Source organism: Microbacterium sp. 1.5R (genome assembly GCF_001889265.1).
Taxonomy (GTDB): Bacteria; Actinomycetota; Actinomycetes; order Actinomycetales; family Microbacteriaceae; genus Microbacterium.
The window spans coordinates 1,745,486-1,771,376 of the sequence record NZ_CP018151.1 but is presented as its reverse complement, the minus strand read 5'-3'; the positions used below and the strand labels follow the sequence as shown (position 1 = coordinate 1,771,376).

General features: G+C 67.7%; 24 protein-coding genes and 1 tRNA gene. 6 read left to right on the top strand and 19 right to left on the bottom strand.

The window, feature by feature from the left end:
* The first annotated feature begins 44 nt into the window (after positions 1–44).
* A complete protein-coding gene (locus BMW26_RS08365) occupies positions 45–428 on the top strand; it encodes an RNA polymerase-binding protein RbpA (protein ID WP_053096068.1) in 384 nt (127 codons plus the stop codon).
* On the opposite strand, the gene lnt is transcribed toward BMW26_RS08365, so the two are convergent.
* From lnt to BMW26_RS08320, 9 genes are read right to left on the bottom strand one after another with little or no spacing between them, the layout of a single operon-like run.
* Positions 425–1,948, bottom strand: a complete 1,524-nt coding sequence (gene lnt, locus BMW26_RS08360) for an apolipoprotein N-acyltransferase (protein WP_072591274.1) — start codon at positions 1,946–1,948, stop codon at positions 425–427. The two genes, BMW26_RS08365 and lnt, sit on opposite strands and share 4 nt — an antisense overlap.
* A gap of 11 nt (positions 1,949–1,959) precedes the next feature.
* Positions 1,960–4,437 carry a DEAD/DEAH box helicase gene (locus BMW26_RS08355; protein WP_083569329.1) on the bottom strand — a complete coding sequence of 826 codons (2,478 nt, stop codon included), beginning with the start codon at positions 4,435–4,437 and terminating at the stop codon, positions 1,960–1,962.
* Complete coding sequence (tatC, locus tag BMW26_RS08350) at positions 4,434–5,192, bottom strand: twin-arginine translocase subunit TatC (protein ID WP_056278720.1); 759 nt, start codon at positions 5,190–5,192, stop codon at positions 4,434–4,436. The genes BMW26_RS08355 and tatC overlap by 4 nt, the downstream gene beginning before the upstream one ends.
* Before the next feature lie 54 nt (positions 5,193–5,246).
* Entirely contained in the window at positions 5,247–5,504 is a 258-nt protein-coding gene (tatA, locus tag BMW26_RS08345) for a Sec-independent protein translocase subunit TatA (protein WP_053096064.1), read from the bottom strand.
* A 27-nt stretch (positions 5,505–5,531) separates the two neighbouring features.
* Positions 5,532–6,521, bottom strand: coding sequence for a helix-turn-helix transcriptional regulator (locus BMW26_RS08340; protein WP_053096063.1), 990 nt, complete (start codon positions 6,519–6,521; stop codon positions 5,532–5,534).
* Positions 6,518–7,513, bottom strand: a complete 996-nt coding sequence (locus tag BMW26_RS08335) for a helix-turn-helix transcriptional regulator (RefSeq protein WP_056278718.1) — start codon at positions 7,511–7,513, stop codon at positions 6,518–6,520. Before BMW26_RS08335 ends, BMW26_RS08340 begins: the two co-directional genes overlap by 4 nt.
* Positions 7,513–8,430, bottom strand: coding sequence for a hypothetical protein (locus BMW26_RS08330; RefSeq protein ID WP_072591273.1), 918 nt, complete (start codon positions 8,428–8,430; stop codon positions 7,513–7,515). Before BMW26_RS08330 ends, BMW26_RS08335 begins: the two co-directional genes overlap by 1 nt.
* A 10-nt stretch (positions 8,431–8,440) precedes the next feature.
* A complete protein-coding gene (locus tag BMW26_RS08325; RefSeq protein WP_053096060.1) occupies positions 8,441–9,460 on the bottom strand; it encodes a tRNA (adenine-N1)-methyltransferase in 1,020 nt (339 codons plus the stop codon).
* Positions 9,457–10,140 (bottom strand): HAD family hydrolase, encoded by a 684-nt coding sequence (locus BMW26_RS08320; RefSeq protein WP_072591272.1) that lies wholly within the window; start codon positions 10,138–10,140, stop codon positions 9,457–9,459. Before BMW26_RS08320 ends, BMW26_RS08325 begins: the two co-directional genes overlap by 4 nt.
* Before the next feature lie 91 nt (positions 10,141–10,231).
* Here BMW26_RS08320 and BMW26_RS08315 point away from each other — a divergent pair, with 91 nt between their 5' ends.
* Positions 10,232–11,080: a PAC2 family protein gene (locus tag BMW26_RS08315; RefSeq protein WP_053096058.1), complete on the top strand. Its 849-nt coding sequence runs from the start codon at positions 10,232–10,234 to the stop codon at positions 11,078–11,080.
* An 18-nt stretch (positions 11,081–11,098) separates the two neighbouring features.
* Here the strand turns inward: BMW26_RS08315 and BMW26_RS08310 are convergent, their stop codons facing one another.
* Together BMW26_RS08310 and BMW26_RS08305 are read right to left on the bottom strand one after the other, a co-directional pair.
* Positions 11,099–11,923, bottom strand: a complete 825-nt coding sequence (locus BMW26_RS08310; RefSeq protein WP_053096057.1) for an undecaprenyl-diphosphate phosphatase — start codon at positions 11,921–11,923, stop codon at positions 11,099–11,101.
* Between the two features lie 45 nt (positions 11,924–11,968).
* Complete coding sequence (locus tag BMW26_RS08305; protein ID WP_072591271.1) at positions 11,969–13,264, bottom strand: M20/M25/M40 family metallo-hydrolase; 1,296 nt, start codon at positions 13,262–13,264, stop codon at positions 11,969–11,971.
* 113 nt (positions 13,265–13,377) lie between these two features.
* Here BMW26_RS08305 and BMW26_RS08300 point away from each other — a divergent pair.
* A tRNA-Leu gene (locus tag BMW26_RS08300) sits at positions 13,378–13,460 on the top strand.
* 122 nt (positions 13,461–13,582) lie between these two features.
* Here BMW26_RS08300 and BMW26_RS08295 read toward each other — a convergent pair.
* Positions 13,583–14,680, bottom strand: coding sequence for a VIT1/CCC1 transporter family protein (locus tag BMW26_RS08295; protein ID WP_072591270.1), 1,098 nt, complete (start codon positions 14,678–14,680; stop codon positions 13,583–13,585).
* A gap of 126 nt (positions 14,681–14,806) precedes the next feature.
* The gene (locus BMW26_RS08290) at positions 14,807–16,549 is read right to left on the bottom strand and encodes a DEAD/DEAH box helicase (protein ID WP_072591269.1); all 1,743 of its coding nucleotides are present in this window, start codon (positions 16,547–16,549) and stop codon (positions 14,807–14,809) included.
* Positions 16,550–16,696: 147 nt separating this feature from the next.
* On the opposite strand from BMW26_RS08290, the gene BMW26_RS08285 reads away from it, so the two are divergent.
* Positions 16,697–17,524, top strand: a complete 828-nt coding sequence (locus BMW26_RS08285; protein ID WP_053096053.1) for an SGNH/GDSL hydrolase family protein — start codon at positions 16,697–16,699, stop codon at positions 17,522–17,524.
* A gap of 18 nt (positions 17,525–17,542) precedes the next feature.
* Here BMW26_RS08285 and BMW26_RS08280 read toward each other — a convergent pair whose 3' ends face one another.
* Positions 17,543–18,346, bottom strand: a complete 804-nt coding sequence (locus tag BMW26_RS08280) for a TrmH family RNA methyltransferase (protein WP_072592278.1) — start codon at positions 18,344–18,346, stop codon at positions 17,543–17,545.
* A 98-nt stretch (positions 18,347–18,444) separates the two neighbouring features.
* Here BMW26_RS08280 and BMW26_RS08275 point away from each other — a divergent pair, with 98 nt between their 5' ends.
* Together BMW26_RS08275 and BMW26_RS08270 are read left to right on the top strand one after the other, a co-directional pair.
* The gene (locus tag BMW26_RS08275) at positions 18,445–19,284 is read left to right on the top strand and encodes a Sir2 family NAD-dependent protein deacetylase (protein WP_053096052.1); all 840 of its coding nucleotides are present in this window, start codon (positions 18,445–18,447) and stop codon (positions 19,282–19,284) included.
* On the top strand, positions 19,281–19,868 hold the full coding sequence (locus tag BMW26_RS08270; protein ID WP_053096051.1) for a histidine phosphatase family protein: 588 nt from the start codon (positions 19,281–19,283) through the stop codon (positions 19,866–19,868). The genes BMW26_RS08275 and BMW26_RS08270 overlap by 4 nt, the downstream gene beginning before the upstream one ends.
* A gap of 26 nt (positions 19,869–19,894) precedes the next feature.
* Here BMW26_RS08270 and BMW26_RS08265 read toward each other — a convergent pair whose 3' ends face one another.
* The 5 genes from BMW26_RS08265 to BMW26_RS08245 are packed head-to-tail and all read right to left on the bottom strand — an operon-like array spanning position 19,895 to position 25,857.
* A complete protein-coding gene (locus BMW26_RS08265) occupies positions 19,895–20,701 on the bottom strand; it encodes an HpcH/HpaI aldolase/citrate lyase family protein (RefSeq protein WP_072591268.1) in 807 nt (268 codons plus the stop codon).
* Entirely contained in the window at positions 20,698–21,177 is a 480-nt protein-coding gene (locus BMW26_RS08260; protein WP_072592277.1) for a MaoC family dehydratase, read from the bottom strand. Before BMW26_RS08260 ends, BMW26_RS08265 begins: the two co-directional genes overlap by 4 nt.
* A gap of 47 nt (positions 21,178–21,224) precedes the next feature.
* The gene (locus BMW26_RS08255) at positions 21,225–22,373 is read right to left on the bottom strand and encodes an acyl-CoA dehydrogenase family protein (RefSeq protein ID WP_072591267.1); all 1,149 of its coding nucleotides are present in this window, start codon (positions 22,371–22,373) and stop codon (positions 21,225–21,227) included.
* A gap of 2 nt (positions 22,374–22,375) precedes the next feature.
* Positions 22,376–24,298, bottom strand: coding sequence for an acetyl/propionyl/methylcrotonyl-CoA carboxylase subunit alpha (locus BMW26_RS08250; RefSeq protein ID WP_072591266.1), 1,923 nt, complete (start codon positions 24,296–24,298; stop codon positions 22,376–22,378).
* A gap of 5 nt (positions 24,299–24,303) precedes the next feature.
* Complete coding sequence (locus BMW26_RS08245; RefSeq protein WP_072592276.1) at positions 24,304–25,857, bottom strand: carboxyl transferase domain-containing protein; 1,554 nt, start codon at positions 25,855–25,857, stop codon at positions 24,304–24,306.
* Between the last annotated feature and the right edge of the window lie 34 nt (positions 25,858–25,891).

The following is a 25,891-nucleotide window of genomic DNA, read 5'->3' as shown; positions in this document are numbered from 1 at the left end:
ACAGGCTGGAGCGTTATACCTGACAGCGACGAGAGGACCACACAATGGCAGATCGCAGCCTACGCGGCATCCGACTCGGCGCCCAGAGCCTACAGAGCGAAGAGGGCGTCGTTTTCATGGAGCGCCGTGAAACCACCTACATCTGTGACACCTGCGGCCATGTCACGAACCTGATGTTCTCGGCGGACGCAGAGCCGCCCCAGACGTGGGAATGCCGTTCCTGCGGAGCGGACGCGCGCCTGAACGTCGACGGCCAGGCCGTCACGCTCGATGCCACGGACGAGAAGGCCGCCCGCACACACTGGGACATGCTTCTCGAGCGTCGTACCCGCGCAGAGCTCGAGGAGCTCCTCGAGGAGCGACTCGCCTTCATCCGTGCCCGCCGCGGCGCAGGTGAAGACCCGACTCGCGAGAAGATCGGCGCCTAGCGCCTGCGGGCGCGCAACCACCCGAAGGCCAGCGCGCCCAGTCCGCCCCAGACCAGAAGACCTTGGATCCAGGGTCCCAGGACGACTCCAGCAGTCAGGCCGGAGCGCAGCTCGACATCCTCGAGCAACGCTCCGGCCTTTCCTGCATCCAGGCTCGAGACCGTCGTGCCATCCGCGCGGATCACCTGGCTGGTGCCGACCGTCGAGATGTTCACGACGCTGCGGCCGGTCTCGATCGCACGCATCCGCGCGACGGCGAGTTGCTGCAGATTCTCATTCGTCCCACGGAAGTCCGCGTTGTTCGTCTGGAAGACGAGCACTTCGGCACCGTCTGCCATGCCCTCGCTGATCACGTCGTCGTAGATCACGTCGAAGCAGATCGCCAGCCCGACCTTCACACCGTCGACGTCGATGACCGGCGGATTCGAGCCCGGGGTGTACTCGCGCTGGATCAGACCGATCAGATCGGGTGCGAGTGCGTTGAAGAAGGCGCGGTCGGGGACGTACTCCCCGAAGGGGACCGGATGCCGCTTGTCATGGACCTGCCCGTCAGCGCCCTCTTGCGTCCAGAGCATCGACGTGTTGTAGAAGAGACCGTCTCGTTCCGTGGCGGCATTCGCCAGCAGCGGTGCGCCGACACGCGAGGCGATCGCGCTCATTCTTCTCGCCAGAGAGTCCGATTGGAACGGATCGAAGTCGAGCGACCCCTCGGGCCAGACCAGCAGGTCGACGTCCTCGCCGTAGAGCGGTTCGGTCGCGTCGGTCTGCGCGTCGATGAGCGAGTAAGGCTCGCGCTCGTCGAAATACCCGCTCGGCCCGTTCCCCTGCACTGCCGCGACGCGCAGCGACCCGCTGGCCGTCGTGGGGAAGAGCGGTGTGAGCAGCAGAGCCACGGTCACGACGACCGGTGCGATCAGCGCAGCCGGCCGGCGCCAGAGTCGTTCGCGCACCACCTGGATCACGAGGGCGACGAGGAACACCATCAGGAAGCTGAGACCGCTCACGCCGGTCCAGGACGCGACGTGAGCCAGCGGGCTCTCGGCCTGGCTCATGCCCAGACGAGCCCAGGGGAACCCCCCATAGGGCCAGGAGCCGACGAACACCTCGCGCCCGACCCAGAGCGCCGCCACCACGGCCGGAAGGAGCAGGAGCCGCGCCCAGACGCTCGGGAAGGCTCGGGGCATCCAGCGATAGGCGAGGGTGATCAGGATCACGGCCACCGCCGTGAGCACGCCTTCCAGGACACTCAGCGCCGCCCAGGGCAGCGGGCCCAGGTAGCGAGATGTGAAGGACACGAGCAGTCCGAAGAAGAGCACACCGTAGACGAGTCCGACCGCCAGAGCTCCGCCGGCCCGTCGACCGATCAGCGCCACGAGCAGCAGCGCTGTGGCCGGGAAAGCCAGCACCCACACCGCAGTGGACGGATAGGACAGATTCATCAGGAGCGCGGCCATCGCCGCAGCGGGGAGGGCGAGCGAGAGCGGCAGGAGGGGGCGCTGCGGCACGCGGGGTTCGGGCATCCTTCCTATTCTCACATCGAGGAATAGGCGACGATGCCGCGACGGACGCCGTCCAGAGCCACGCGGGCGTTGCGGGCCAGCGCACCGTCTTCCGCGACGATCGAGAGCTGATCGAGCAGATCGATCGTCTGTTTGGCCCATCGCACGAAGTCGCCGGCCGCCATGTCTGCGTCCACGAGGACGCGGTCCAGCATCCCTCCTCGCGCCCACGAGTGCATCGCACCGGCGAGGCCCGCCGACAGAGGCTCGGATCCCGGCAGATGGTGGTCCTTCTCGAGGTCGTCCAGCTCGGCCCACAGGGTCGTCGTCTTCTCGTACGCTGCGCGGAAGGCACCGCGGGGCAGGTCCCGCTCCCCCGCGTTCGCCTCGTCGCGACGAGGCTCGTAGACGAGGCAGCAGGCCATCGCAGCGAGGGACGGCGCGTCGAGACCGTTCCACAGCCCCTGCCTGAGAGATTCGGCCACCAGCAGATCGCGTTCGCCGTAGATCCGGCGCATCGTCCGCCCGGCCTCGGTGAGCGTTGTCTCCCCCTCGTCGTCTCGGTGGAGATAGTCCAGGGTCTCGAGCACCTCGACGACGCGATCGAAGACGCGAGCCACCGTGCCGGTCCTCGTCTCGATCTGTCGGCGGATGCGATCGTTCTGACGCTTGAGCTTCCAGTACCGCTCGGCCCAGCGCGCATGGGCTTCGCGATCAGGGCATCGATGGCATCCGTGACGCTGCATGCGCGTGCGGAGGCTGTGGATCTGCTTCATGCGCTTGTCGCGCGATGTGCGCGGCGCGTTCGAGTCCTGGCGGTTCTTCTTCTCGAGATCGCTCAGCTCGCGGCGGATGGAGGCGTAATCGAGGAAGTCGCCGTGATCGCAGACCATCGCCGCCTTGTACCCGTCCAGCGACTCCTCTGCTTCGCGGACCTGTCTCGCCAGTCCGACGACTGCGCGGTCGGCCTGGAACTGCGCGAAAGACGACTCGAGCACTTCGCGGGCCCGGGGCTTGCCGAACAGATCGATCAGGTTGACGGCCATGTTGTACGTCGGCCGGAAGCTGGAGTTCAGCGGATAGGTGCGGCGAGACGCGAGGGCCGCGACCGCCTGCGGATCCATGCCCTCGGTCCACTGCACCACCGCGTGACCTTCGACGTCGATGCCGCGTCGTCCCGCGCGACCGGTGAGCTGCGTGTACTCCCCCGATGTGATCGCGACTCGGGCCTCGCCGTTGAACTTCTCCATCTTCTCGAGAACGACGGTTCTCGCGGGCATGTTGATGCCCAGAGCCAGGGTCTCGGTGGCGAAGACGACCTTCACGAGCTTGCGCTTGAAGAGGTCCTCGACGACCTCCTTGAAGGCCGGCAGCAGACCCGCATGGTGCGCAGCCACACCGCGCTCGAGGTTCTCGAGCCACTCCCAGTAGCCCAGCACACCGAGGTCCTCATCCTGCAGCGAACGGGTCCGGTCCTCGACGATCGCTCGGATCTCCGCGCGCTCCTCGGTCGACGTCAGCCGCACGCCCGATCTCCGGACCTGCTGCACCGCCGCATCGCACCCGACTCTGCTGAAGATGAAGAAGATGGCAGGCAGGAGATTGGCCTGCTCGAGCAGCCGCACCACGTCCGGGCGATCCATGCGCTCGATCCGACGCACATTCGCGGAACGGACGGGGCGACGTCCGCCTCGTGGCGGGCGCTGCGCCTGTCGGCCGGCATGACGATTGCTGCGATACTCCTGCGCCGAACGATTGTTGTCGTAGTTGGAGCCGGTGAAGGAGCGGATCCGCATCAGCTCCTGATTGACCTGTGCGGTCGCGATCCCCGCCCGATCGTCGAAGAGTGGCAGCAGATCATCACGGACGAGCACGTGCTGCTCGAGCGGAACCGGACGGATCTCCGAGACGATCACCTCGGTGTCCCCGCGCACGGTGTCGAGCCAGTCCCCGAACTCCTCGGCGTTCGAGACGGTGGCGCTCAAGGAGACCAGCCGCACGTGCTGCGGCAGGTGGATGATCACCTCTTCCCACACTGCCCCGCGGAAACGATCCGCGAGGTAGTGGACCTCGTCCATGATGACGTAGCGGAGGTCCCGGAGCGCGGCCGAGTCGGCGTAGATCATGTTGCGCAGCACCTCGGTCGTCATCACGACGATCCGGGCGTTGCCGTTGATGTTCGTGTCGCCGGTGAGCAGACCGACGTCGTCCGGGCCGTACACATCGACCAGCTCGCGGAACTTCTGATTCGAGAGCGCCTTCATCGGCGTCGTGTAGAAGGCCTTGTCCCGTGGAGTCTGCATCGCGAGATGGATCGCGAACTCGCCGACGATCGTCTTGCCTGCACCGGTCGGCGCGGCGACGAGCACGCTCTGGCCGTCTTCGAGTGCGTGGCATCCTTCGACCTGGAAGGGGTCGAGCTCGAACTTCTGGTTCGCAGAGAAGGCGACGGTCGCCGGGTGCCCTGCCGCCTGTCGAGCCGCGGCGTATCGTTCGGCCGGCGAGCTCATACGGCCACGGGTTCGATGCCTGCAGCGGCGTCGCGCTTGCGCTTGCGTCGGTCGAAGAGCATCGAGATGAAGGTCGCCGCGAAGTACAGCACGATCATCGATCCCATCAGCAGCAGCATCGAGAACACATCAGCAGGCGGAGTCGTGACGGCGGCGAAGATCGTGCACACCAGGATGGCGACTCGCCAGCCCTTCAGGATGTCGCGGCCCGACATGATGCCGGCGAGATTGAGTGCCACCAGGAAGACAGGCAGCACGAAGGCGATGCCGAGCACGAGCAGGAACTTGAAGACGAAGTCGTAGTAGGTGGAGTAGTCGAAGAACTGCGCCATGCCGGTGGGGACGAACGATGCCATGACTTCGATCACATGCGGAAGCACGAAGAACGCGACCGTGCAACCGCCGAAGAACAGCGGGATGGCCGCCCCGAGGAATCCCCAGGTGTACTGGGTCTCCTTCTTCGTGAGCCCCGGCATGACGAAGGCCCAGACCTGCCACAGCCACACCGGCGCGGAGATCAGGAGTCCGATTGCGAAGGCAATCCGCATGCGCAGATCGAACCCGCTCGTCACGGTGGTGAAATTCAGGCCGGTGTACTCGCGCCCCTGCTGCTCCGCGATCGTGGCGATCGGCACCGAGAGCAGGTCGATGATCGGCCCTGTCACGAAGAAGGCGATGATCATGCCGACCACCAGGGCACCAGCCGCGATGAACAGACGCTTACGGAGCTCGATCAGGTGCGCGCCGAGAGACATCCGCCTGTCACGGCCCGGCGTCTCCTGGTCGGCGGAATCGAGAGCGGACACGAACTAGGCGGATCGAGGAGGCTGACCCGGATCCGTGTCGCGAGCCGTCACCGTGGTGTCTGCGACCGAGGTCGTGGTGGTCGGGGATGCCGGATCTGCGGCATCAGTCGCGTCTTCGTTCTTCATCGCCTTCATCTCGCCCTTGAACACCCGGGCGGACTGACCGAGGCTCTTCGCCAGTGCCGGCAGCTTCGCCGCACCGAAGAGCAGCAGGATGACGGCGAGGATGATCAGCAGATGTGGCCAACCGAAAGCGCCCATGATTCTCCTTCGTCGTTTGGTGAAAGTCTAACGGGCGTTGTCGCCTTCGGGGTGGCGATACAGGGCGAGTCCGGCCGCAGCCCATTCCCGCGCCGCAGTTCGAGCGACGCCGGGATCCACCACTTCGAGGGCGCCGCCGAACTTCGCCGCCAGTCGCTTCACTCCCCGAGGGTCTGCGAGATGCAGCCGAACGGTGACGATCCCATCGCTGACGTCGGAGTTGTCGGCCGTCAGGAAGTCCCCGAGCAGGGGCGCCATCCGCTCGGGCACCCGCACTCGCACCTCCCCCTCGTCCTCGACGGCCGAGAAGGCCTCAGGGACGTGCTCGCCCGCGTGCGTGATCGGGATGTCGGTCAGCCGGGCATCGCTCACGCGATCCAGGTGGAAGGTGCGCATGGCCTGTCGCATGTGGCACCACCCCTGCAGGTACCACTGCGCGTTGGTGATGAGCACCTGCACGGGATCCACGGTGCGCGTCGTGGGCGCGGCATCGGGGGCCTGATACGTGAACGACACGGCGACGCCGTTCTGCACGGCTCTCGACACCACCTGGCGGACCTCGTCGACGGCGCTCGGCGCGACGACGACCTCGGCCGGCGCATCGGCCGCGCCGCGCGAGAGCTTCGAGATGAGGCCGCTGACCAATCCCGAGTCGGAGACCGCCGGCACGGCGGCGACCATCTGCAGGCCCGCGAGGAGCGCGGCGGCTTCTCGGGCCGTGAATCGAGGAACCCGGCGCAGAGCGACGTCGTTGGTGATCTCGATGATGTCCTCTTCGTCGAGGAGGTCCCAGTTGATGTCGAACATCTCCTGCGGCTGCTGCCAGAAGCCGGAATCACCGGGCAGGCCGATGACCGTGAGCTTCTCGACCATCTGCCGCATCTCCGTCGAGGTCACACCGAACTCGGCAGCCGCCTCGGCGAGCGAGACCTGTCCGTGCTCGAGGAGATAGGGCACCAGAGTCAGATAGACGCGGACTCGGTCGGCGGCGAGCAGCGGCTTGCCTTGGGCGCTCATCGGACCTCCCCCGCATCCGAATTCGTCGCCACGACCGCGGTCAGTCGATCGACGACGGCCGAGCGGAGCTCCGCAGGCTCGACAACCCGCACCTCGGGACCGTACGACGCGAGCTCGTCGGCGAAGATGTGCAGGTCCACGAACGGGACGAGGATGCCCTGGGTCGCCGCCGGAGTCGCCCGGCGGCCGAGCCGCAGCGACGCCTCGGTGCCGGGTGTGACCTCGAGCAGCGCAGAGTTCTGAGCGGCGACGCGCTCGAGACCGGCCAGGGCACGCTCCCCCGCGCCCTCGCGCAGCGCAGGGTCGAATGCCTTCGCCGTGATCTTCACATCGCCGACAATCCTGCTGAGCAGGAACATGCGGTCCTGCTCGATGTCCACATCGACGCCGAACACGTGCCATCTCGCTTCATAGTCGACGAGTGCGAGCGGGCGGATGCTGCGGCGCCGCGGTGCGCCCTCCCCCGGCTTGAGGTAGTCGAAGACGACCACGCGGCTCTTCTCGATCGCATCCTGCAGTGGAGGGAAAGCGGCATCGCGCGCGGTGATCCGCGGCGCGAACCCGATGATCGGTTCGTCGCCGTCGATCCCGAGCGCCCGGATCTTGCGCACGCCGGCCTTGGCGTCGCCGGATGCGGACTCGGCGCTCCACACGCTCCCCGCCAGCTGCAGCACGGCGAGCTCGGCGGCCGTGAACTCGATATCGCTGGGCAGGTCGTATTCCGCCTGCGGAATACGGTATCGCGCTTCGCGGAGGTCATTCGGATCGGCCTGATCCCCGATCGTCTCGACGGGGACGCCGAGAGTGCGCAGCTCATCCTTGTCGCGCTCGAACATCTTCTCGAGTGCATCCGAGCGCACGCCCGCATCGGCGCGCTGACGATAACCCGACACGTTGTCGAGGATCTGCTGCTTGGTGAGCCCGATCTCCGTGGCCATGAGCGCCACGACGAGATTCGTCAGGCGCTCTTCCGCGGGAATACGGGCCGCCATCACTGCTCCGGGACGGGAACGACGCCCAGGATGTCGACCACGATCGCGGTCGCCGGGTTTCCGTCTGCCTCGGGCACGACGACCAGGAGCTGGGAGCCGACCGTCGCGCCGACGAGCTCCTTCGCTGCGGGGCCGATGTTGGGCTCGGCACGCCACGTGCTCGAGGTGACCGTCTTGTCGTCCCATCCGAGCGCCATGATGTTGGTCACGATGGTCGATTCCTTCTCGACCTTCTCCCCGTCGCCCTTGATGAGCGTCTGAGTGACGGTCTCGGTGGGGGCGTCGCTGTCGGGGATGATCACTCCGGGGGTGCCATCGGGAGCGCGGACGACCGTCGGTAGGCCCCGGGCGTCGTTGAACTGCGATGAGCCCTCGGCGTGAGCGAGGTAGACATCCTGGAGGTCGATGATGGCGACCACGTTCTCATCCTCTTCGAGACCGAAGGCCTCGACATTCGCCTCGCCGAAGTCCTCGGGGGTCAGCACCGCGACGATCCGGCTGCCTCCGGTCGCGCACTCCAAAACGGTCTCGAGACCGGCGGACCGCTCTGCCCAGTAGGAGATGCTGTGCACACGGCTCGGGTCGCCGTTGAACTCGGACTCGTACAGCTTCTCGCCGCTCTCGCCGCCATAGAAGGCGATGTCGAGCACCATCGGCTGGGAGGTGGTGGTGAGGGTGTTTCCCTCGCCGGTCACCACGTCGGCGAAGGACGTCTCTTCCGCCTTCACCGGGCTGTACACGGTGACGTCCGGAGCCTCTCCGAGGTCGCCCTCGACGGTGACCGAATCCTTCACGGATGCGGTCGATGCCGCCGCCCGATCGCACGCATCACCGGCGAACGAGGGCGCCGAGGCGCATCCGGTCAGAGTGAGGACGGCGAGGCTGATGGTTGCCAGAACGGCGGACGTTTTACGCACGCGCTCCAGTCTATTCCGTCGGTGGCTCGGATTCGCGCGAACCGGCGGCGAGACGGGCGCCCTCAGCGGCCTTCGCGGCCTCTCTCGCCCGCTTGCGCAGATTCTTGTCGTTGATCTCGCGATCGCCGACAGCCCCCGGCGTCCACGCCTCGACATCCGCATCGCCGTAGCTGCTCTTCGATGCCCTGCGCTTCACCTGAGGGGCCACGGCGCCCGGCGCCAGCCGACGAGCCGTGAGGAGGAAGCCGGTGTGCGCCACCATCCGGTGATCGGGCCGCACGGCGAGACCCTCGACGTGCCAGCCGCGAACCATCGTCTCGGACGCCTCGGGATCCGTGAACAGACCCGTGCTCCGGATGTACTCGGCCACCCGCGAGAGCTGCGTGGCGGTGGCCACGTAGCACAGCACGACGCCGCCGGGGGTGAGTGCGTCGGCGACGACATCCATGCATTCCCACGGCGCGAGCATGTCGAGTACGACACGGTCGACCGTGCCCGCCGGGAACTCCGCCGGCAGCGCATCCGCGAGATCTCCCACCACGACGTCCCAGGTGTCCGGCGTCTCGCCGAAGAAGGTCTCGACGTTGCCCCGTGCGACCTGGGCGAAGTCCTCACGACGCTCGAACGACACCAGCCGGCCGACCGGACCGATGGCCCGCAGGAGCGAGAGCGAAAGGGCACCGGACCCTACACCCGCTTCCACGACGACGGCACCGGGGAAGATGTCGGCCTGCATCACGATCTGCGCGGCGTCCTTGGGGTAGACGATCGCGGCGCCGCGCGGCATCGACATCGCGAAGTCGCGGAGCAGAGGCCGGAGCGCGAGGTACTCGTGTCCCGAGCTGTTCGCGGCCACTGAGCCGTCGGGCAGACCGATGAGGTCGCGGTGCCGGAGCACGCCCTGGTGCGTGTGCAGCTCGCCGTCCTCTCGGAGGGTCACGGTGTGCAGGCGACCCTTGGGGCCGGTCAGCTGCACCCGATCGCCCTCGCGGAACGGCCCGCTCGGCCGCTGTGAGGTGGTGTCGGTCATCGGGTGGCTCCCGTCATGGAGGTCTTTCGGTCGAAGAGTTCGATCAGGTCGGCGGCGGTGCGCCCCTCGAGGCTCGGCCACAGCTCATGCGCGCCCACGTGATCGAGCGAGACGATATGCGGCACGCCGAGGGCGACGGCGCCGGATGCGATGCCCGCGCGGAGCCCGGTCGGCGAGTCCTCGATGACCACAGCATCGGCGATGTCGATCTCGAGCAGGGATGCCGCGTGGAGGTAGGGCTCGGGGTGGGGCTTCGGGTTGGTCACATCATCGCCGGCGACGACGATGTCGAAGGCCTGGAACTCGATCAGGTCGACGACGCTCAGCGCCATGCGACGCAGCGACATCGTGACGAGTCCTGTGGGGATCCCCGCTGACCTCAGGTCCTGCAGCAGCTCGCGGGCGCCGGGCCGGAAGGGCACTCCCTGCGTGCGCAGTGCATCCTGCACGCCGTCGGTGAGGAGCGAGATGATCGCCTCGGCATCCATGTCGACGCCCGCGTTCTGAAGGATGATCGCGCTGTCGATGAGTCCGTTGCCGACGAGCTGAAGCGCATCCTCATGGGTCCACGTGCCGCCGAAGGATTCGACCAGCGCGGTCTCGGCCGCCATCCAGTACGGCTCGGTGTCGACGAGTGTTCCGTCCATGTCCCAGAGGATCGCGCGGGGCTGTCTGCTCACCGAACCATGTTACCCGTGGCTCCACCCCGTCCCCGCGCCGTCGGACTAGCCTGGAGGGATACCGATCCGGAATCCACGAAGGGAGCCCACGATGGATGGCCTCGGTTCACGCATCGTCATCGTCGCCTTCGACGGGTGGAACGACGCAGGGGAAGCCGCGAGCGGCGCGGTCGCCGCACTGCGCGAGACGACGGACTACGACCTCGTGCACTCGATCGACCCGGAGCTGTACTTCGACTACCAGTACACGCGCCCTGCGACGAAGATGGACGCCGAAGGGCGTCGCCAGCTCACCTGGCCCGAAGCCGGACTCTGGCGCCCGCGCGACCCGGGTCCCGGTCCCGAGTTCTGGATCCTCACGGGCGTGGAGCCTGCGCGCACCTGGCAGGCTTTCGCGTCGGAATTCATCGACGTCGCTCTCCGCGACGACATCACGGGCTTCGTGACGCTCGGCGCGATGCTCTCCGACGTGCCCCACACCCGCCCCATCTCGATCTTCGCGTCGAGCCAGAACGAGCAGGTCCGCGAGGCGCACGGCCTCGAGCGCTCGCTCTACGAAGGCCCCGTCGGAATTCTCAGCGTCATCGAGCACTTCGCCGAGAGCGCCGGCATTCCGACCGCCAGTCTGTGGGCGAGCGTGCCGCACTACGTCGCCTCCGCCACACCGTCGCCCAAGGTGACCCTCGCTCTTCTCGATCGGCTCGAGGAGCTGACCGGCGTGGACGTGCCTCGCGACCACCTGCGCACCGAGGCCGCCGCCTGGGAGGCATCGATCGATGCCGCCGCCGCGGACGACGAGGACATGACCGAGTACATCCATCAGCTCGAGCGCACGCGCGACACGTGGGACTCCCCCGATGCGTCGGGCGATGCCATCGCTCAGGCCTTCGAGCGCTATCTCAAGCGCCGTGGCGACGGCCCCGGCGACCACAAGCGGTAGTCGCCGGGGCCCTCGTCATCACGCCGCGATGACGCCGGTCCCCAGCAGCACCAGGAGAACGGTGCCCAGGAGGATGCGGTAGATCACGAACGGCAGGAAGCTCCGCTTCGAGATGTAGTTCATGAAGAAGGCGATCACGCCGAGCGCCACGACGAATGCGATGCCCGTCGCCGCGAGCGTGTCTCCGAAGGAGAAGAACGACGGCTCGTCCCAGCTCTTGAACACCTGGTAGAAGCCACTGCCGAACACGGCGGGGATCGCGAGCAGGAACGCGTAGCGAGCGGCTGCGGCACGCTCGTAGCCGAGGAAGAGTCCCATCGTGATCGTTCCACCGGAGCGCGAGACTCCGGGGATCAGCGCCAGAGCCTGCGCGAAGCCGTACGCGATGCCGTGCGGGTAGGTGAGCTGATCGAGCTTGCGCCGCTTCGCGCCGACGTGGTCGGCGATCCCGAGCAGGATGCCGAAGACGATCAGCATGATCGCGACGATCCAGAGGGAGCGGAAGACGGTCTCGATCTGGTCCTGGAAGAGCAGCCCCAGGACCACGATCGGGATGCTGCCGATGATGATCATCCATCCCATGCGCGCATCCGGATCGCTGCGCGGGACCCTGCCGGTCAGCGACCGGAACCACTGCGCGATGATCCGCACGATGTCGCGCCAGAAGAACACCACGACCGCCGCCTCCGTGCCGATCTGGGTGATCGCGGTGAACGCGGCGCCGGGATCCTCGCCCGACGGCAGGAAGGTGCCGAGGATGCGCAGATGGGCGCTGGAGGAGATCGGGAGGAACTCGGTGAGTCCCTGGACGATGCCGAGGATGAGCGCTTCGAACAAGTGCATGGAGGAGCTTTCTGAGTCGTGGTGCGCGGACGTGGAGCCGAGAGCTCAATACGTGCGCAGCAGATCGGCCAGCACCCGCTGACCGAAGACAAGCGATTCTACGGGCACCCGCTCATCGACCCCGTGGAACATCCCGGTGAAGTCGAGGTCTGCGGGAAGCCGGAGAGGCGCGAACCCGTACCCGGTGATTCCGAGATACGCGAGCGCCTTGTTGTCGGTTCCTGCACCCAGCAGGTACGGGATGACCGGCACACCGGGGTCATGCCGGCCGAGACTCGCGACCATCGCCTCGACGAGCTCGCCGTCGAAAGGCGTCTCCATGCCGATGTCCCGCACCACCGTCTGGATCTCGATCTCGTCGCCGACGATCTGCTGCAACTCGGCGAGCACGTCGTCTTCAGTTCCGGGGATCACCCGCACGTCGATCAGCGCCTCGGCACGCTCGGGGATCACGTTGTGCTTGTATCCGGCGGACAGTGCGGTCGGGTTCGTCGTCGTGCGGAACGACGAACGGAGGAAGGCCTCGGCGGGCCCGGCGGCCGCCGCGAGGGCGTCCGGGTCGTCGACGGAGCGCCCGGTGAGATCGCTCAAGCCCTGCAGCAGCGCCTCGGTGGTGGGAGTGAGTCGCAGGGGCCACCGCGTGCGACCCAGGGCCGCCACGGCCTCCGCGAGCTTCGTGACCGCATTGTCGTCGTGGAGACGGCTTCCGTGGCCGGCGCGGCCCTTCGCCACGAGGCGTATCCAGATGAGCGCCTTCTCCCCCACCTGGAGCAGGTAGGCGCGGCGATCGTCGACCGTGATCGAATAGCCGCCCACCTCGCTGATCGCCTCGGTCGCGCCCTCGAACCACTCGGGGCGGTTCTGCACGACGAGAGCCGATCCCTCGACTCCGCCGTTCTCCTCATCGGCGAAGAAGGCGAGCACGAGGTCGCGTTCGGGCTGCTCGCCCGCTCGCAGCAGGTCGCCGACCGCCGTCAGGATCATCGCGTTCATGTTCTTCATGTCGACGGCGCCCCGCCCCCAGAGCATGCCGTCCTTGACGACGCCCGCGAAAGGATCGACGGTCCAGTCCTCGGCCATGGCCGGGACGACGTCGAGGTGCCCGTGCACCACGAGCGCCGGCTTGCTGCGGTCGCGTCCGGGCACCCGTGCCATGACGTTCGTGCGCCGCAGGATGGGCTCGTAGTACTCGACTTCCAGGCCGAGATCCTGCAGATAGGCGCCGACGTACTCGGCCGATTCCCGCTCGCCCTTCGCGTTGCCCCCGCCGAAGTTCGAGGTGTCGAATCGGATCAGGTCGCGCGCGATGCGAACCACCTCGGGCAGAGACACGTCAGTCATGGAGTCCAGGCTATCGAAAGGCCGTGGCGCGCCCGGGCGTCGCCGTCGGTTTCTGAGTGCCCCAAAGCTCGTGCTAATGTAAATCTTCGTTCGGCAACGAACATCCAACACCTGCGCGGGTGGCGGAATGGTAGACGCGCTACGTTGAGGTCGTAGTGCCCGTAAGGGCGTGGGGGTTCAAGTCCCCCTCCGCGCACAGACAGGCCCCGGATATCCACATGATATCCGGGGCCTTCTTCGTTTTCGGTGCCACCGTGTCGTCGGACAGGACTCGCGCGGATCGTCGAGTCCTGTCCGACGCGGTCGGGCCGGCGCCTGTCAGACCGCGCCGACGCCGAACACCAGACCGAGCACGTACGTGACCGCTGCGGCTCCGAAACCGATCGCCAGCTGACGCAGCGCACGACGCAGGGGCGGCCCTCCGGACAGGATGCCTACCATCGCTCCCGTCGACAGGAGCGCGATGCCCACGAGCACGAGAGCGACGACCACCGCTGTGGTCCCCTCGAGCCCGAAGAGCCACGGGAGCACGGGGATGATCGCGCCGGATGCGAAGAGCAGGAAGCTCGAGATCGCAGCGGTCCAGTCGCTGCCGACGATCTCGTGGTCGTCTCCGGCGTGGACGTGGACCGGCCCTGTGGCGGTGCGTTCCACGCCGGCGCGCGCGGCATCGACGATGCGCCGTGCGCGCTCCAGAGCCTCCTGCTGGCCGATCCCGCGCGCCCGGTATACCAGAGCGAGCTCGTTCTCATCGATGTCGAGGTCGGCGGCGGATGCCGCGGCATCCTCGTTGGCCTCCGTCGACGCGAGCAACTCTCGTTGAGACCGCACGGACACGAACTCCCCCGCTCCCATCGACAGCGCGCCGGCGAGCAGGCCTGCGATGCCGCTGAACAGGACGAAACCCGAACTGACGCCCGTGGCGCCGATGCCGAGCACGAGCGCGAGGTTGCTCACGAGGCCGTCGTTGGCCCCGAAGACCGCTGCGCGGAACGAGCCCGACAGGCGACGCCGACCCCGCGCAGCGAGACCGCGAACCACCTCGTAGTGCACTTTCTCGTCAGCGCGCATCGCCGGCGTCGCGTACTGCTCCGAGTCGTACGGTGAACGTGCCTCGGCGCTCTGCGCGAGGGCCAGCACGAAGATGGATCCGAAGCGGCCCGCCATCCAGCCGAGGAGGCGGGAGCGGATGCCGGCGCGTGGCAATCGGACCGGTTCCGCGCCGAGCAGATCGAGCCAGTGCTGCTCATGGCGCCGCTCGGCGTCGGCGAGGCTGAGAAGGATCTCACGCTCCTCCCCCGTGCGTCGGCTCGCGAGCTTCTGGTACACGTGTCCTTCGGCGCGTTCCTCGACGAGGTACCGCGCCCAGCGGCGGCGGTCTGCGGCGGTGGGCTCGGCGGCAGCGGGGGCTGTCATGAAGTCTCCTGATCGACGGTCCCCGTTCTCGGGGGCAACCGTTCAACGCTAGCTTCGGGAGCCCGTCTCCATCGCACCCGGCGACGGTATTGCCAGCTTTTCGGGTCTCCGAACCGACGCCAGGATTCAGGAGCGGACGCGCTTGCGGAGTACGTCGATACGGGACTGCAGCTGCGTCACGGTCGCCTGGGCGACTGCTGGTCCGCCGCAGATCCGGCGCAGCTCGGCATGGACCGCACCATGCGGTTCGCCCTTCTGACGGGCGTACAGCCCAACGAGGCTGTTCAGCAGCTGCCGTTGCTCGCGCAGCGTGCGGTGCAGGGGCGCAGGGAGCGTCGTCGTCTCGGTGGGACCCGCCTCGGCTTCTCTCGTCTCTCGCAGTCGCGTCTGCCGCGCCTGTCGCTGCATCAGGAGCTCGTGCACGTGCTCGGGCTCGAGAAGACCGGGAAAGCCGATGAACTCCTCTTCTTCGGGGGTGCCCGGCTCGGCCAGCTGACCGAACTCCTGGCCCTCGAACACGACCCGGTCGAAGTGGGCCACCGACGAGAGCGCCTGATAGCTGAATTCCTGGGTCAGCGCGTCGGACGCGTCGTCCTCGCGGTTCGCGGAATCGAGCAGCGAGTCCTCGAGCCCGTCGTCGTCCTTCGATTGACGGTCGAGCGCGTGATCGCGCTGCTTGTCCATCTCGTTCGCGAGACCCATCAGGACCGGCACCTGAGGGAGGAATACGCTCGCGGCCTCGCCACGGCGGCGTGCTCGCACGAATCGGCCGATGGCCTGAGCGAAGAACAGCGGCGTCGACGACGACGTGGCGTAGACGCCGACCGCGAGACGCGGCACGTCCACCCCCTCGGACACCATGCGCACCGCGACCATCCAGCGGTCCTCGCTGTTGCTGAACTTCTCGATGCGTTCGGAGGCCGTCGCGTCATCGGACAGCACGATCGTCGGCTGCTGACCGGTGATGCTGTGCAGGATCTTGGCGTAGGCACGCGCGACGGTCTGATCGGTCGCGAGCACCAGGCCGCCGGCATCCGGAACGTGATGCCTGATCTCGGTCAGACGACGATCGGCTGCGGACAGCACAGCCGGCATCCACTCGCCCTCGGGGTCGAGCGCCGTGCGCCAGGCCTGCGAGGTCACGTCCTTGGTGTTGTCCTGCCCGAGATGCGTCTCGAGTTCGTCTCCGGTGCTCGTGCGCCATCGCATCTTGCCGGCGTACATGTGGAACAGCACGGGGCGGACGACGCCGTCGGCCAGGGCGCGACCGTAGCCGTAGTTGTAGTCGGTGCGGGAGATCCGTGCACCGGACTCGTCAGGGTGGTACTCCACGAACGGGATCGGTGCGGTGTCGCTGCGGAAGGGCGTCCCGGACAGCAGCAGTCGGCGCTTCGCGGGCCCGTACGCGTCTCGGATCGCATCACCCCAGCTGAGGGCGTCGCCGCCGTGATGCACCTCGTCGAGGACGACGAGGGTCTTCGCATCCTCGGTCAGATGGCGGTGGACCGACGACTTCGCCGCGACCTGCGCGTAGGTCACGACGGCGCCGTGGTAATGCCGCGCCGGCGCCCAATGACTGTTGCGGAACCGGGGATCCAGACGGATGTGCACCCGCGCTGCTGCATCGGCCCACTGCGTCTTGAGATGCTCGGTCGGCGCGACCACGATGATCCGGTTGACCTCCCCCATGCGCATGAGCTCGACCGCGAGGGTGAGCGCGAAGGTCGTCTTGCCTGCACCGGGTGTCGCCGCGACGAGGAAGTCACGCTGATCCGCCTGGAAGTACTGTTCGAGCGCCTCCTGCTGCCAGGCGCGCAGCTTGTTCGCAGTACCCCAGGGGGCGCGCTGGGGGAAGGACGGAGAAAGCATCGAGTCAACGATAATCGCTGCCGTCGACACTCGGCACGCTCACGCGATCCGCCGCGCGCGTCCTCCCCACAGCCCACGCACCCGAGTAGGCTCGGTCACTGCGTGGCCGCCCCACATGGGCCGCGTTCGTTCGCGAAGGAGAGCTGGATGACAGACCAGGATTCGATCCGAACCCCGGAACTCGACAACGAGAATCCGCACCCCTGGCGGAGGTTCGTCGCGATCGGCGACTCGTTCACCGAGGGGATCGGCGACCCCGACCCCTCGCAGCCCGGCAGCCACCGCGGCTGGGCCGACCGCGTCGCCGAGGTGCTCTCGCGTCAGGTCGACGACTTCGCGTACGCCAACCTCGCCGTGCGCGGCAAGCTGATCGCCCAGATCGTGCGCGACCAGATCGAACCCGCCGTGGCGCTGCATCCCGACCTGATCTCGATCTGCGCGGGCGGCAACGACGTGATCCGTCCGGGCACCGACCCCGACGCCATCGCCGTCCAGCTGGAGGACGCCGTCGCACGCCTGTCGTCGACGGGTGCCGCCGTGCTGCTGTTCACCGGGATCGACACCGCCTTCACTCCTGTCTTCCGAGCGTTCCGCGGCAAGGTCGCGATCTACAACGAGAACGTCCGCGCGATCGCCGAGCGCCACGACTGCATCGTCGCCGACCAGTGGGCGCTCAAGGTCGTGCAGGACATGCGGTTCTTCGATGACGACCGTCTGCACTACAACTCGCTGGGCCATCATGAGGTCGCCCGCATGGCGCTGCGCGCGCTCAACGTGCCCAACGACCTCGAGTCCATGCAGCCCGAGCCGCTTCCGCTGCGCACCTGGCGGGAGGCGCGCTCCGAAGACCTCGGCTGGGCGCGGGAGCATCTGGTTCCGTGGGTGCTGCGGCGTCTTCGCCATGAGTCATCCGGTGATCACATCGTCGCGAAGCGTCCCGAGCCCTCGCCGATCATCTTCCCGTCGTCCGACTGACCATCTCATCTCATCCCGTCAGCGGCGTCCGAGCGCCCACAGCGCCACGGCCGCGGCAGACGCCACGTTCAGCGAGTCGACGCCTCCCGACATGGGAATCGTCACCACGGTGTCTGCCTCGTCGAGGGCGGTGCGTGAGAGTCCGTCGCCTTCGGATCCCATGACGAGAGCGACGCGCTCGGGACGCGACGCGACATAGGCGTCGAGAGTCACCGCGTCGTCGCTCAGCGCGAGGGCCGCGACGTCGAACCCCGCGGCATGAAGGTCGGTGACGGCGGACGCCCAGTCCGTGATACGGGTCCACGGCACCTGGAACACCGTTCCCATGCTGACGCGCACGCTGCGCCGGTACAGGGGGTCGGCTCCCCCGGGAGACACCAGCACGGCATCCGCTCCGAGCGCGGCGGCCGCACGGAATGCGGCGCCGACATTCGTGTGATCGCCGACGTTCTCGAGAATCAGCACGAGCGTGGCGGAGTCGATGACCTCACGCACCGTCGGCAGGTCAGGACGATGCATCGAGGCGATCGTGCCCCGGTGCACGGCGAAACCGGTCAGCGCCTCCGCCACCTCGTCCGGGACGACGTACACAGGTACATCGAGTTCGCCGACGATCGCTCGGATGTCCTCCACCCGCCGCTCCTGAACGAGGACCGATCGCGGACGATGCCCCGCAGCGACGGCTCGCGCGATGACTTTCGTCGATTCGGCGATGTACAGCCCGCCGGCCGGGTCGCTCACACTTCGGAGCGCGGTGTCGGTCAGTGCGCGATAGTCGTCGAGTCGTCGATCATCGGGATTCGTCACGCGCAGCAGTTCCACGAGCCCCAGTCTGCCATCGCTCTCCGAGTCGCCGTCGCGGTCGGCCGCGACGCGTCGAGCGGGCCTGCGCACGCCGTAGACTCGCACAGGGAGGTCCTGTGAGCGCATCGAGTCCGGTCGAACTGTCGACCACCATCGCTCGCACCGCCGAACTCCTGCGCGGTCGGAAGATCGCCTTGCTCACGGGCGCCGGGATCTCCACGGACTCGGGAATCCCCGCTTACCGCGGCGAAGGGTCGCGCAACCGGACTGATCCCATGACGATCCAGCGGTACCTGGCCGATGAGACGGCGCGGCGTCGTTATTGGGTCGGCGGGCATCTCGGCTGGCGGGCGTTCGCCCGCGCCGAGCCGAACCCCGGCCATCTCTCTCTCGCCGCCATGGAGTCCTCCGGACACGTCACCGGCGTCATCACCCAGAACGTCGACGGACTGCATCTGCGCGCGGGCAGCTCGCACGTCATCGAAGTGCACGGCACCATGCGCAGGGTTCTCTGCCTGAAGTGCGGCCAGGTCTTCGATCGCCGCGACATCGCAGTGCAGATCGAAGAGCGCAATCCCTGGATCTCCGTCCCCGAGAACGTGGCGCTCGCTCCCGACGGCGACGTGCTCCCCGAGAGCACCGACGGGTTCATCGTGCCGGTGTGCACGGTGTGCGAAGGGATGCTGAAGCCCGACGTCGTGTTCTTCGGCGAATACGTGCCGCAGGGGCGCTTCAAGGCCGCGGAGTCGCTGCTCCGGGCGAGCGATGCGCTGATCGTCGCCGGCTCATCCCTCGTCGTCAACTCCGGTGTGCGCCTCGTCGAGCGCGCACGACGCCGCAGCATCCCCCTCATCATCATCAACCGCGAGCCGACGCGCGCGGATGTCTGGGCCGATGCCACCATCGCCGCAGGCACCAGCGACGTGCTCCCCGCGATCCAGGAGCTCCTTGAATGACTCTGCTCACGCTCATCCGCCACGGCCAGACGGATTGGAACCTCGCCCGACGGATCCAGGGCTCCACCGACATCCCCCTGAACGAGAAGGGCCGTGCGGACGCACGGACCGCCGCGGATCGTCTCGAGGGCGTGACACATCACTCGATCTACGCCAGCCCGCTGAAGCGGGCGCGGGAGACGGCAGAGATCATCTCCGAAAGCCTGGGCCTCGGGGCTCCCGTGCTGGTGCCGGACATGCGCGAGCGCGAGTTCGGTGAGGGCGAGGGCATGCTGGTCTCCGACTACATCGAGAAGTACGGCGATTGGCTCTCGCCGGTTCCCGGCGCGGAGACCCTGGAAGGTGTCGCCGAACGGGCGCTGGTCGCCCTCGACGCGATCGCCCGCGATGCTCGCCGTCGCTCCGCACCGGTGGCGGAGTCCGTCATCGTCGTGACGCACGGCGGCGTGATCCGGTCACTGATCAACCACGTCTCGGGCGGCACGCTGCCGCGCGTCGGCGAGGTGCTCGCGAACGGTTCCGCCCACCGTTTCGAGGCCTCCCCCGGATCTCTGCGTCTCATCGACCAGGCGATCCTGGTCTGAACGACCGACCGCCACAGGTCATTCGATCAGCGGGTGCGACCGAGCAGCGACCGAGCATGCCTCAGCACGGGCTCGTCTATCATGCGTCCGTCGAAGCGGAACACGCCTCGCTCGCTCGCTGAGGCGGCGAGAACCCGGCGGGCCCACTCGAGCGTCGCGTCGTCTGGAGCGTACGCCGCGCGGATGACCGCCACTTGACTCGGGTGGATGCACGCGGTCGCGACGAACCCGGACGCGGCAGCGTCGACAGCCTCGGCCTCCTGACCTGCGACATCGCCGATCTCGATGTGCACGGCGTCGATGGCGCCCTTGCCCTGTGCCCCCGCTTCGAGGAGAACGCGGGAGCGGGCATAGCGCGCGATGTCTCGATAGCCACCCTCCGGTGTGCGGCTCGATGTGCCGCCGAGGGAGGCGACGAGATCCTCCGCGCCCCACATCATCGCGACGACCTGCGGATGTGCTGCGATGCGATCTGCCGCGTGGATCCCCTTCGCCGTCTCGCACAGGGCGATCAACGAGAACCTCTCGTCGAAAGCGGTGAGGCTCTCAGCGCTCTCGGTCTTCGCGACCATCACGGTGCGGAAGGCGGTCTGAGAGAGCATGGCGAGGTCTGAGACGAAGGCGTCGGAACCCGGTGCGTTCACGCGGACGATCACTCGATCGGGGTCCAGGTCGGCATCGACGAGATTGTCGCGAGCTGCGGCCTTCGCCTCGGCCAGCACCGCGTCTTCGAGGTCGAGGATGACAGCGTCCGCCTTCTCGAGGGCGCCGCGGAACCGTTCGGGTCGATCGGCAGGGCAGAAGAGCAGTGCCGGTCCGAGATCGAAGCTCATCGTTCCCCCTCGGGAAGGCAGTGCACGAGCACCGTTCGGGTCGCGGTGGCGACGACTGTGCCGTCCTGGTTGCGTCCGGTATGCGCGATGGTCACGATCCCCTGCCCCGCTCGTGACGTCGAGAGCCGCTTGTCGACGACCACGCTCTCGGTGTACAGCGTGTCACCGGCGAACAGCGGATGCGGGAAGGCGATCTCGCCCAACCCGAGCTGCGCCACCAGGGTGCCTTGCGTGAGCTGCGCGACGGATGCCCCGACCATGGTCGAGAGCGTCCACATCGAGTTGATCAGACGCGCACCGAACGGCTGCTGCCCATCGGCGAAGGCGTCGTCGAGGTGCAGCGCCTGGGTGTTCATCGTGAGCGTCGTGAAGAGGACGTTGTCGGCCTCGGTCGCGGTGCGCCCAGGGCGATGAAGATATCGGGCATCGGTGACGAACTCCTCGAAGAAGAGACCGCGCTGGACGATGTCGTGCATGATCACCTCACCTCCTCGGTTCGCTGAGCGGATGGCATCCTGCCACGCTACCCGGCGAGCCCCAGCGCTCGCGCGATCACGAGGAGCTGCACCTCGGTGGTGCCCTCGCCGATCTCGAGGATCTTCGAGTCGCGATAGTGACGGGCCACCGGGAACTCGTTCATGAAGCCGTTGCCGCCGAAGATCTGCGTCGCGTCCCTGGCGTTGTCCATCGCGGCCTCGCCCGCCACGAGCTTCGCGATCGCCGCCTGCTCCGCGAACGGCCGCCCGGCGTCACGGAGCCGTGCCGCATGGTGCCAGGCGAGCCGTGCCGTGTGCACTCGGGCACGCATGCGCGCGAGGGTGAACTGCGCGTTCTGTCGCGTGCTGAGGGCGCTGCCGAAGATGGTGCGACTCTTCGCGTAGTCGACGGCTGCCTCGAGGCAGCCCTCCGCGGCGCCGGTCGACAGTGCGGCGATCGCGATGCGGCCCTCGTCGAGGATGCTCAGGAAGTTGCGGAAGCCGCTCCCCTGCTCGCCCAGGAGGTTGCCGGCGGGGACCCGCGCCTCGGTGAAGCTGAGCGGATGCGTGTCGGACGCGTTCCACCCGACCTTGTCGTACGGCGCCTCGACGGTGAAACCGGGTGTGCCGTTGGGCACGATGATGGTCGAGATCTGCTTGCGGCCCCCCTCGTTCCCGGTGACCGCGGTGACCGTGACGAAACGCGTGATGGGCGTTCCTGAATTGGTGATGAACTGCTTCGACCCGTCGATGACCCATTCGTCGCCGTCGAGCCGGGCGGTGGTCCGGGTCGCTCCCGCGTCGCTCCCGGCCTCCGGCTCGGTGAGGCCGAAGCCCGCGAGCGCACGGCCGGCGAGCAGGTCCGGCAGGTACTCCTGCTTCTGCTCTTCGGTGCCGAAGCGGAAGACGGGCATCGCACCGAGGCTGACTCCGGCTTCGAGCGTGATGGCGATGGACTGGTCGACGCGTCCGAGCGCCTCGATCGCGATGCCCAGCGCCATGTAGTCGCCGCCCTGACCCCCGTACTCCTCGGGGAACGGCAGGCCGAACAGCCCGAGGTCACCCATCTGGGCGACCACGTCCATCGACAGCGTGTGCGTGCGGTCCGCCTCGTAGGACTGCGGCGCGACGACCGTCTCGGCGAACTCGCGCACCATCGCCGCGAGTTCGCGCTCTTCATCGGTCAGCTCATGCATCGTCACTTCTCCTCCGTCGTCATGTGCGCGACCGGCTGGTCGCGTCGAACCTGATCGCCGACGGCGACCATGAGGCGCACCGTCCCGTCCTGGGGCGCCAGCACCGGGTGCTCCATCTTCATCGCCTCGATCGAGACGAGCGGCGTGCCGGCGGTCACGACGTCGCCATCGCGGACATGCACGGCCACCACGCTTCCCGGCATCGGAGCTCTCGCATCCGGACCGTTCGCGGACTCGCTCTGCTCCCTCTGCTGCAGACGGTGCAGCAACAGGGCTCGGCGATCGAGAGGCTCCAGGCGCACGGTGCGTCCGTCCTCGCTGACCCAGACCGCACCGTCGTCGTCCACCGCAGCCATGGCGCGCGACCGCGAGCCGCTGGATGCAGGCGCGGGGATGACCTCGCCGCGTTCGGTCCGGAAGGAAATCTCGCGCCGATCGTCCTGCGTGAGGTCCTGCCACACCGCGCCCGCTCGCTGACTCGCCCTGGTCGCGCCGACCGCGTCATCCGTGCCTGAGACGGTTCGCCGTGCGGCGGCCAGCATCGTCGGCGATGGCGGCTCCTCGACGAACGGCAGAAGCGTCTCGATGAGTCCCGTGTCGAGGTCCCCGGCCGTGACCCGCTCATCGCGGCAGAGTGTGCGCAAGAACCCGATGTTCGTGTCCACACCCAGCACGACGGTCCTGCTCAGAGCCTCATCGAGCAGGCGGAGCGCGGTGGTCCGGTCGTCAGCGAACGCGATGATCTTCGCGATCATCGGGTCGTAGAATCCGGTCACGTCGTTGCCCGTCTCCACGGCCGCATCGACCCTCACGCCGCGCGGCGGATCGAACAGCAGCACGCGTCCGGTCGAGGGCAGGAACCCGCGCTCCGGCGATTCCGCGTACACGCGCGCCTCGACGGCGTGACCGTGCAGACCCGGCGCAGGGTCGAGAAGTCCGCCTGCCGCGACGTGGATCTGCAGGGCGACGAGGTCGAGGCCGGTGACCTCCTCGGTGACGGGGTGCTCGACCTGCAGACGGGTGTTCATCTCGATGAAGAAGACCTGGTCCGGAGCATCGGCGTCGATGAGGAACTCCACGGTTCCGGCGCCGACGTACGAGACGCTCTGTGCGGCCTGCGTGGCGGCTTCGAGGAGTCGGTCCCTCGTCGACTCGGGGATCCCCGCAGAGGGAGCCTCCTCGATCACCTTCTGGTGACGTCGCTGCAGCGTGCACTCGCGCTCGCCGAGGGTGATCACCGTTCCGTGAGCGTCGCCGAACACCTGCACCTCGATGTGCCGGGGGCGTCGGATGAGCCGCTCCAGGATCAGGGAGTCGTCACCGAACGCCGAACGCGCCACCCGTCGAGCGGACGCCAGTGCGGCGCTGAGCCCGGATGCCGCCTCGACGACCTCCATACCCTTGCCGCCGCCGCCCGCACTCGGCTTGACGAGCAGCGGGTAGCCGACAGCGTCGGCCTCGTCAGCGATCTCCGCGTCCGACAGTCCTCTCGCATCGAAACCCGGCACCACCGGGACCCCGGATCGCACGACATGGTCGCGGGCCTTCGCCTTGTCTCCCATGATCTGGAGTGCGTCGACCGACGGACCGATGAAGACGATGCCGCTCTCCGCGCATGCCTCGGCCAGCCCGACGCTCTCCGAGAGGAATCCGTAGCCCGGATGGATGGCCTGCGCTCCGGTCGCGCGGGCTGCGGCGATGACGGCATCGATGTCGAGGTACGACTCGGCGACCGGCGCCGGGCCGATCCGCACGGCTTGATCGGCCTCGCGCACATGGGGGGCGTCGGCATCCGCATCGCTGTAGACGGCGACGCTGCGGATGCCCATCGCACTGAGAGTGCGGATGACCCGGCGTGCGATCTCGCCTCGATTGGCGACGAGGACGCTGTCGAAACGATGGGAGGTGGGGACACTGTTCGTCATTGCGGTCACATCCGGAAGAGGCCGAAACGCGGCTCGGGCAGAGGGCTTCGCGCGACCACATCGAGGGCGAGCCCCAGCAGGTCACGGGTCTGGGCGGGGTCGATGATGCCGTCGTCCCACAGGCGCGCGGTGGCGTAGTACGGCTCACCCTGGGTCTCGTACTGCTCCCGGATGGGCTGTTCGAACGCGAGCCTCTCGTCGGTACTCCACGCCTGTCCGCGAGCCGTCAGCTGGTCGTCCTTCACCGTCCCGAGAACGGAGGCCGCCTGGGCGCCGCCCATCACCGAGATACGGCTCGCCGGCCACGTCCACAGGAAGCGAGGCGAGTACGCACGTCCGCACATGGAGTAGTTGCCGGCCCCGAAGGATCCGCCGATGATGACGGTGAGCTTCGGCACGCGGGTGCTGGCGACAGCGGTGACCATCTTCGCTCCGTCCTTCGCGATGCCGGCCGCCTCGGCATCCGATCCGACCATGAAGCCGGAGATGTTCTGCAGGAACACCAGAGGGATGCCGCGTTGGTCGCAGAGCTCGATGAAGTGCGCGCCCTTGAGGGCGGATTCGCTGAAGAGCACTCCGTTGTTCGCGACGATCCCGACCGGGTGCCCGTGCAGGCGCCCGAAGCCGGTGACGAGAGTCGTGCCGTACTCCTTCTTGAACTCGCGGAACGTGCCGCCGTCGATCAGCCGATCGATCACCTCGTGCACGTCGTACGGGGTGTTGACGTCGACCGGGACGACGTCATAGAGCGAGCCGGGTTCGGACGGCCGACGCGACTCGACCACGTCCCAGACCGGAGCGAGGGGCGACGGCAGGGTGGCGACGATGTCGCGCAGGATCTCGAGTGCGTGCTCGTCATCCTCGGCGAGATGGTCGACCACCCCGCTGCGCCGGGCGTGCAGTTCGCCGCCGCCGAGCTCCTCCGCCGACACGATCTCACCGATCGCCGCTTTCACGAGCGGAGGGCCGCCGAGGAAGATCGTCCCCTGGCCGCGCACGATGACGGTCTCGTCACTCATCGCGGGGACATAGGCTCCGCCCGCCGTGCACGAACCGAGCACGGCGGCGAGCTGCGGGATCCCCTCCGCGGACATCCTGGCCTGGTTGAAGAAGATGCGTCCGAAGTGCTCGCGGTCCGGGAACACCTCGTCCTGCTTGGGGAGGAAGGCGCCGCCGGAGTCGACGAGGTAGAGACACGGAAGTCGATTCTCGAGCGCTATCTCCTGTGCGCGCAGGTGCTTCTTGACCGTGAGCGGATAGTAGGTTCCGCCCTTGACTGTCGCGTCGTTGCACACGACCATCACGTGCCTGCCGTGGACGAGGCCGATCCCCGCGATGACTCCTGCGGCTGGCGCCTCTCCCCCGTACAGTCCGTCGGCCGCCAACGGGGCGATCTCGACGAAGGGGCTGCCCTCGTCGAGGAGTCTGGTCACACGATCACGCGGGAGGAGCTTGCCGCGCGCGATGTGCCGTTCCCGGGATGCCTGCGGCCCCCCTTGAGCGGCGACGGCCAGTCGTTCGTGCAGCTCGGCAGCGAGAGACTGCTGGGTTGCGGGCATCGTGACGTCCTCCTCGACCACATCGCGCCGGCGT

Excerpts from the sequence above, each read along its gene's own strand:
- tatC (WP_056278720.1), bottom strand. The coding sequence starts at position 5,192 with ATGTCTCTCGGCGCGCACCTGATCGAGCTCCGTAAGCGTCTGTTCATC.
- BMW26_RS08305 (WP_072591271.1), bottom strand. The coding sequence starts at position 13,264 with ATGACTGACGTGTCTCTGCCCGAGGTGGTTCGCATCGCGCGCGACCTG.
- BMW26_RS08365 (WP_053096068.1), top strand. The coding sequence starts at position 45 with ATGGCAGATCGCAGCCTACGCGGCATCCGACTCGGCGCCCAGAGCCTA.
- BMW26_RS08265 (WP_072591268.1), bottom strand. The coding sequence starts at position 20,701 with ATGAGCTTCGATCTCGGACCGGCACTGCTCTTCTGCCCTGCCGATCGA.
- BMW26_RS08315 (WP_053096058.1), top strand. The coding sequence starts at position 10,232 with ATGGATGGCCTCGGTTCACGCATCGTCATCGTCGCCTTCGACGGGTGG.
- BMW26_RS08295 (WP_072591270.1), bottom strand. The coding sequence starts at position 14,680 with ATGACAGCCCCCGCTGCCGCCGAGCCCACCGCCGCAGACCGCCGCCGC.
- BMW26_RS08290 (WP_072591269.1), bottom strand. The coding sequence starts at position 16,549 with ATGCTTTCTCCGTCCTTCCCCCAGCGCGCCCCCTGGGGTACTGCGAAC.
- lnt (WP_072591274.1), bottom strand. The coding sequence starts at position 1,948 with ATGCCCGAACCCCGCGTGCCGCAGCGCCCCCTCCTGCCGCTCTCGCTC.
- BMW26_RS08355 (WP_083569329.1), bottom strand. The coding sequence starts at position 4,437 with ATGAGCTCGCCGGCCGAACGATACGCCGCGGCTCGACAGGCGGCAGGG.
- BMW26_RS08325 (WP_053096060.1), bottom strand. The coding sequence starts at position 9,460 with ATGACCGACACCACCTCACAGCGGCCGAGCGGGCCGTTCCGCGAGGGC.
- BMW26_RS08245 (WP_072592276.1), bottom strand. The coding sequence starts at position 25,857 with ATGCCCGCAACCCAGCAGTCTCTCGCTGCCGAGCTGCACGAACGACTG.
- BMW26_RS08270 (WP_053096051.1), top strand. The coding sequence starts at position 19,281 with ATGACTCTGCTCACGCTCATCCGCCACGGCCAGACGGATTGGAACCTC.
- BMW26_RS08285 (WP_053096053.1), top strand. The coding sequence starts at position 16,697 with ATGACAGACCAGGATTCGATCCGAACCCCGGAACTCGACAACGAGAAT.
- BMW26_RS08260 (WP_072592277.1), bottom strand. The coding sequence starts at position 21,177 with ATGCACGACATCGTCCAGCGCGGTCTCTTCTTCGAGGAGTTCGTCACC.
- BMW26_RS08310 (WP_053096057.1), bottom strand. The coding sequence starts at position 11,923 with ATGCACTTGTTCGAAGCGCTCATCCTCGGCATCGTCCAGGGACTCACC.
- BMW26_RS08335 (WP_056278718.1), bottom strand. The coding sequence starts at position 7,513 with ATGGCGGCCCGTATTCCCGCGGAAGAGCGCCTGACGAATCTCGTCGTG.
- tatA (WP_053096064.1), bottom strand. The coding sequence starts at position 5,504 with ATGGGCGCTTTCGGTTGGCCACATCTGCTGATCATCCTCGCCGTCATC.
- BMW26_RS08340 (WP_053096063.1), bottom strand. The coding sequence starts at position 6,521 with ATGAGCGCCCAAGGCAAGCCGCTGCTCGCCGCCGACCGAGTCCGCGTC.
- BMW26_RS08255 (WP_072591267.1), bottom strand. The coding sequence starts at position 22,373 with ATGCATGAGCTGACCGATGAAGAGCGCGAACTCGCGGCGATGGTGCGC.
- BMW26_RS08250 (WP_072591266.1), bottom strand. The coding sequence starts at position 24,298 with ATGACGAACAGTGTCCCCACCTCCCATCGTTTCGACAGCGTCCTCGTC.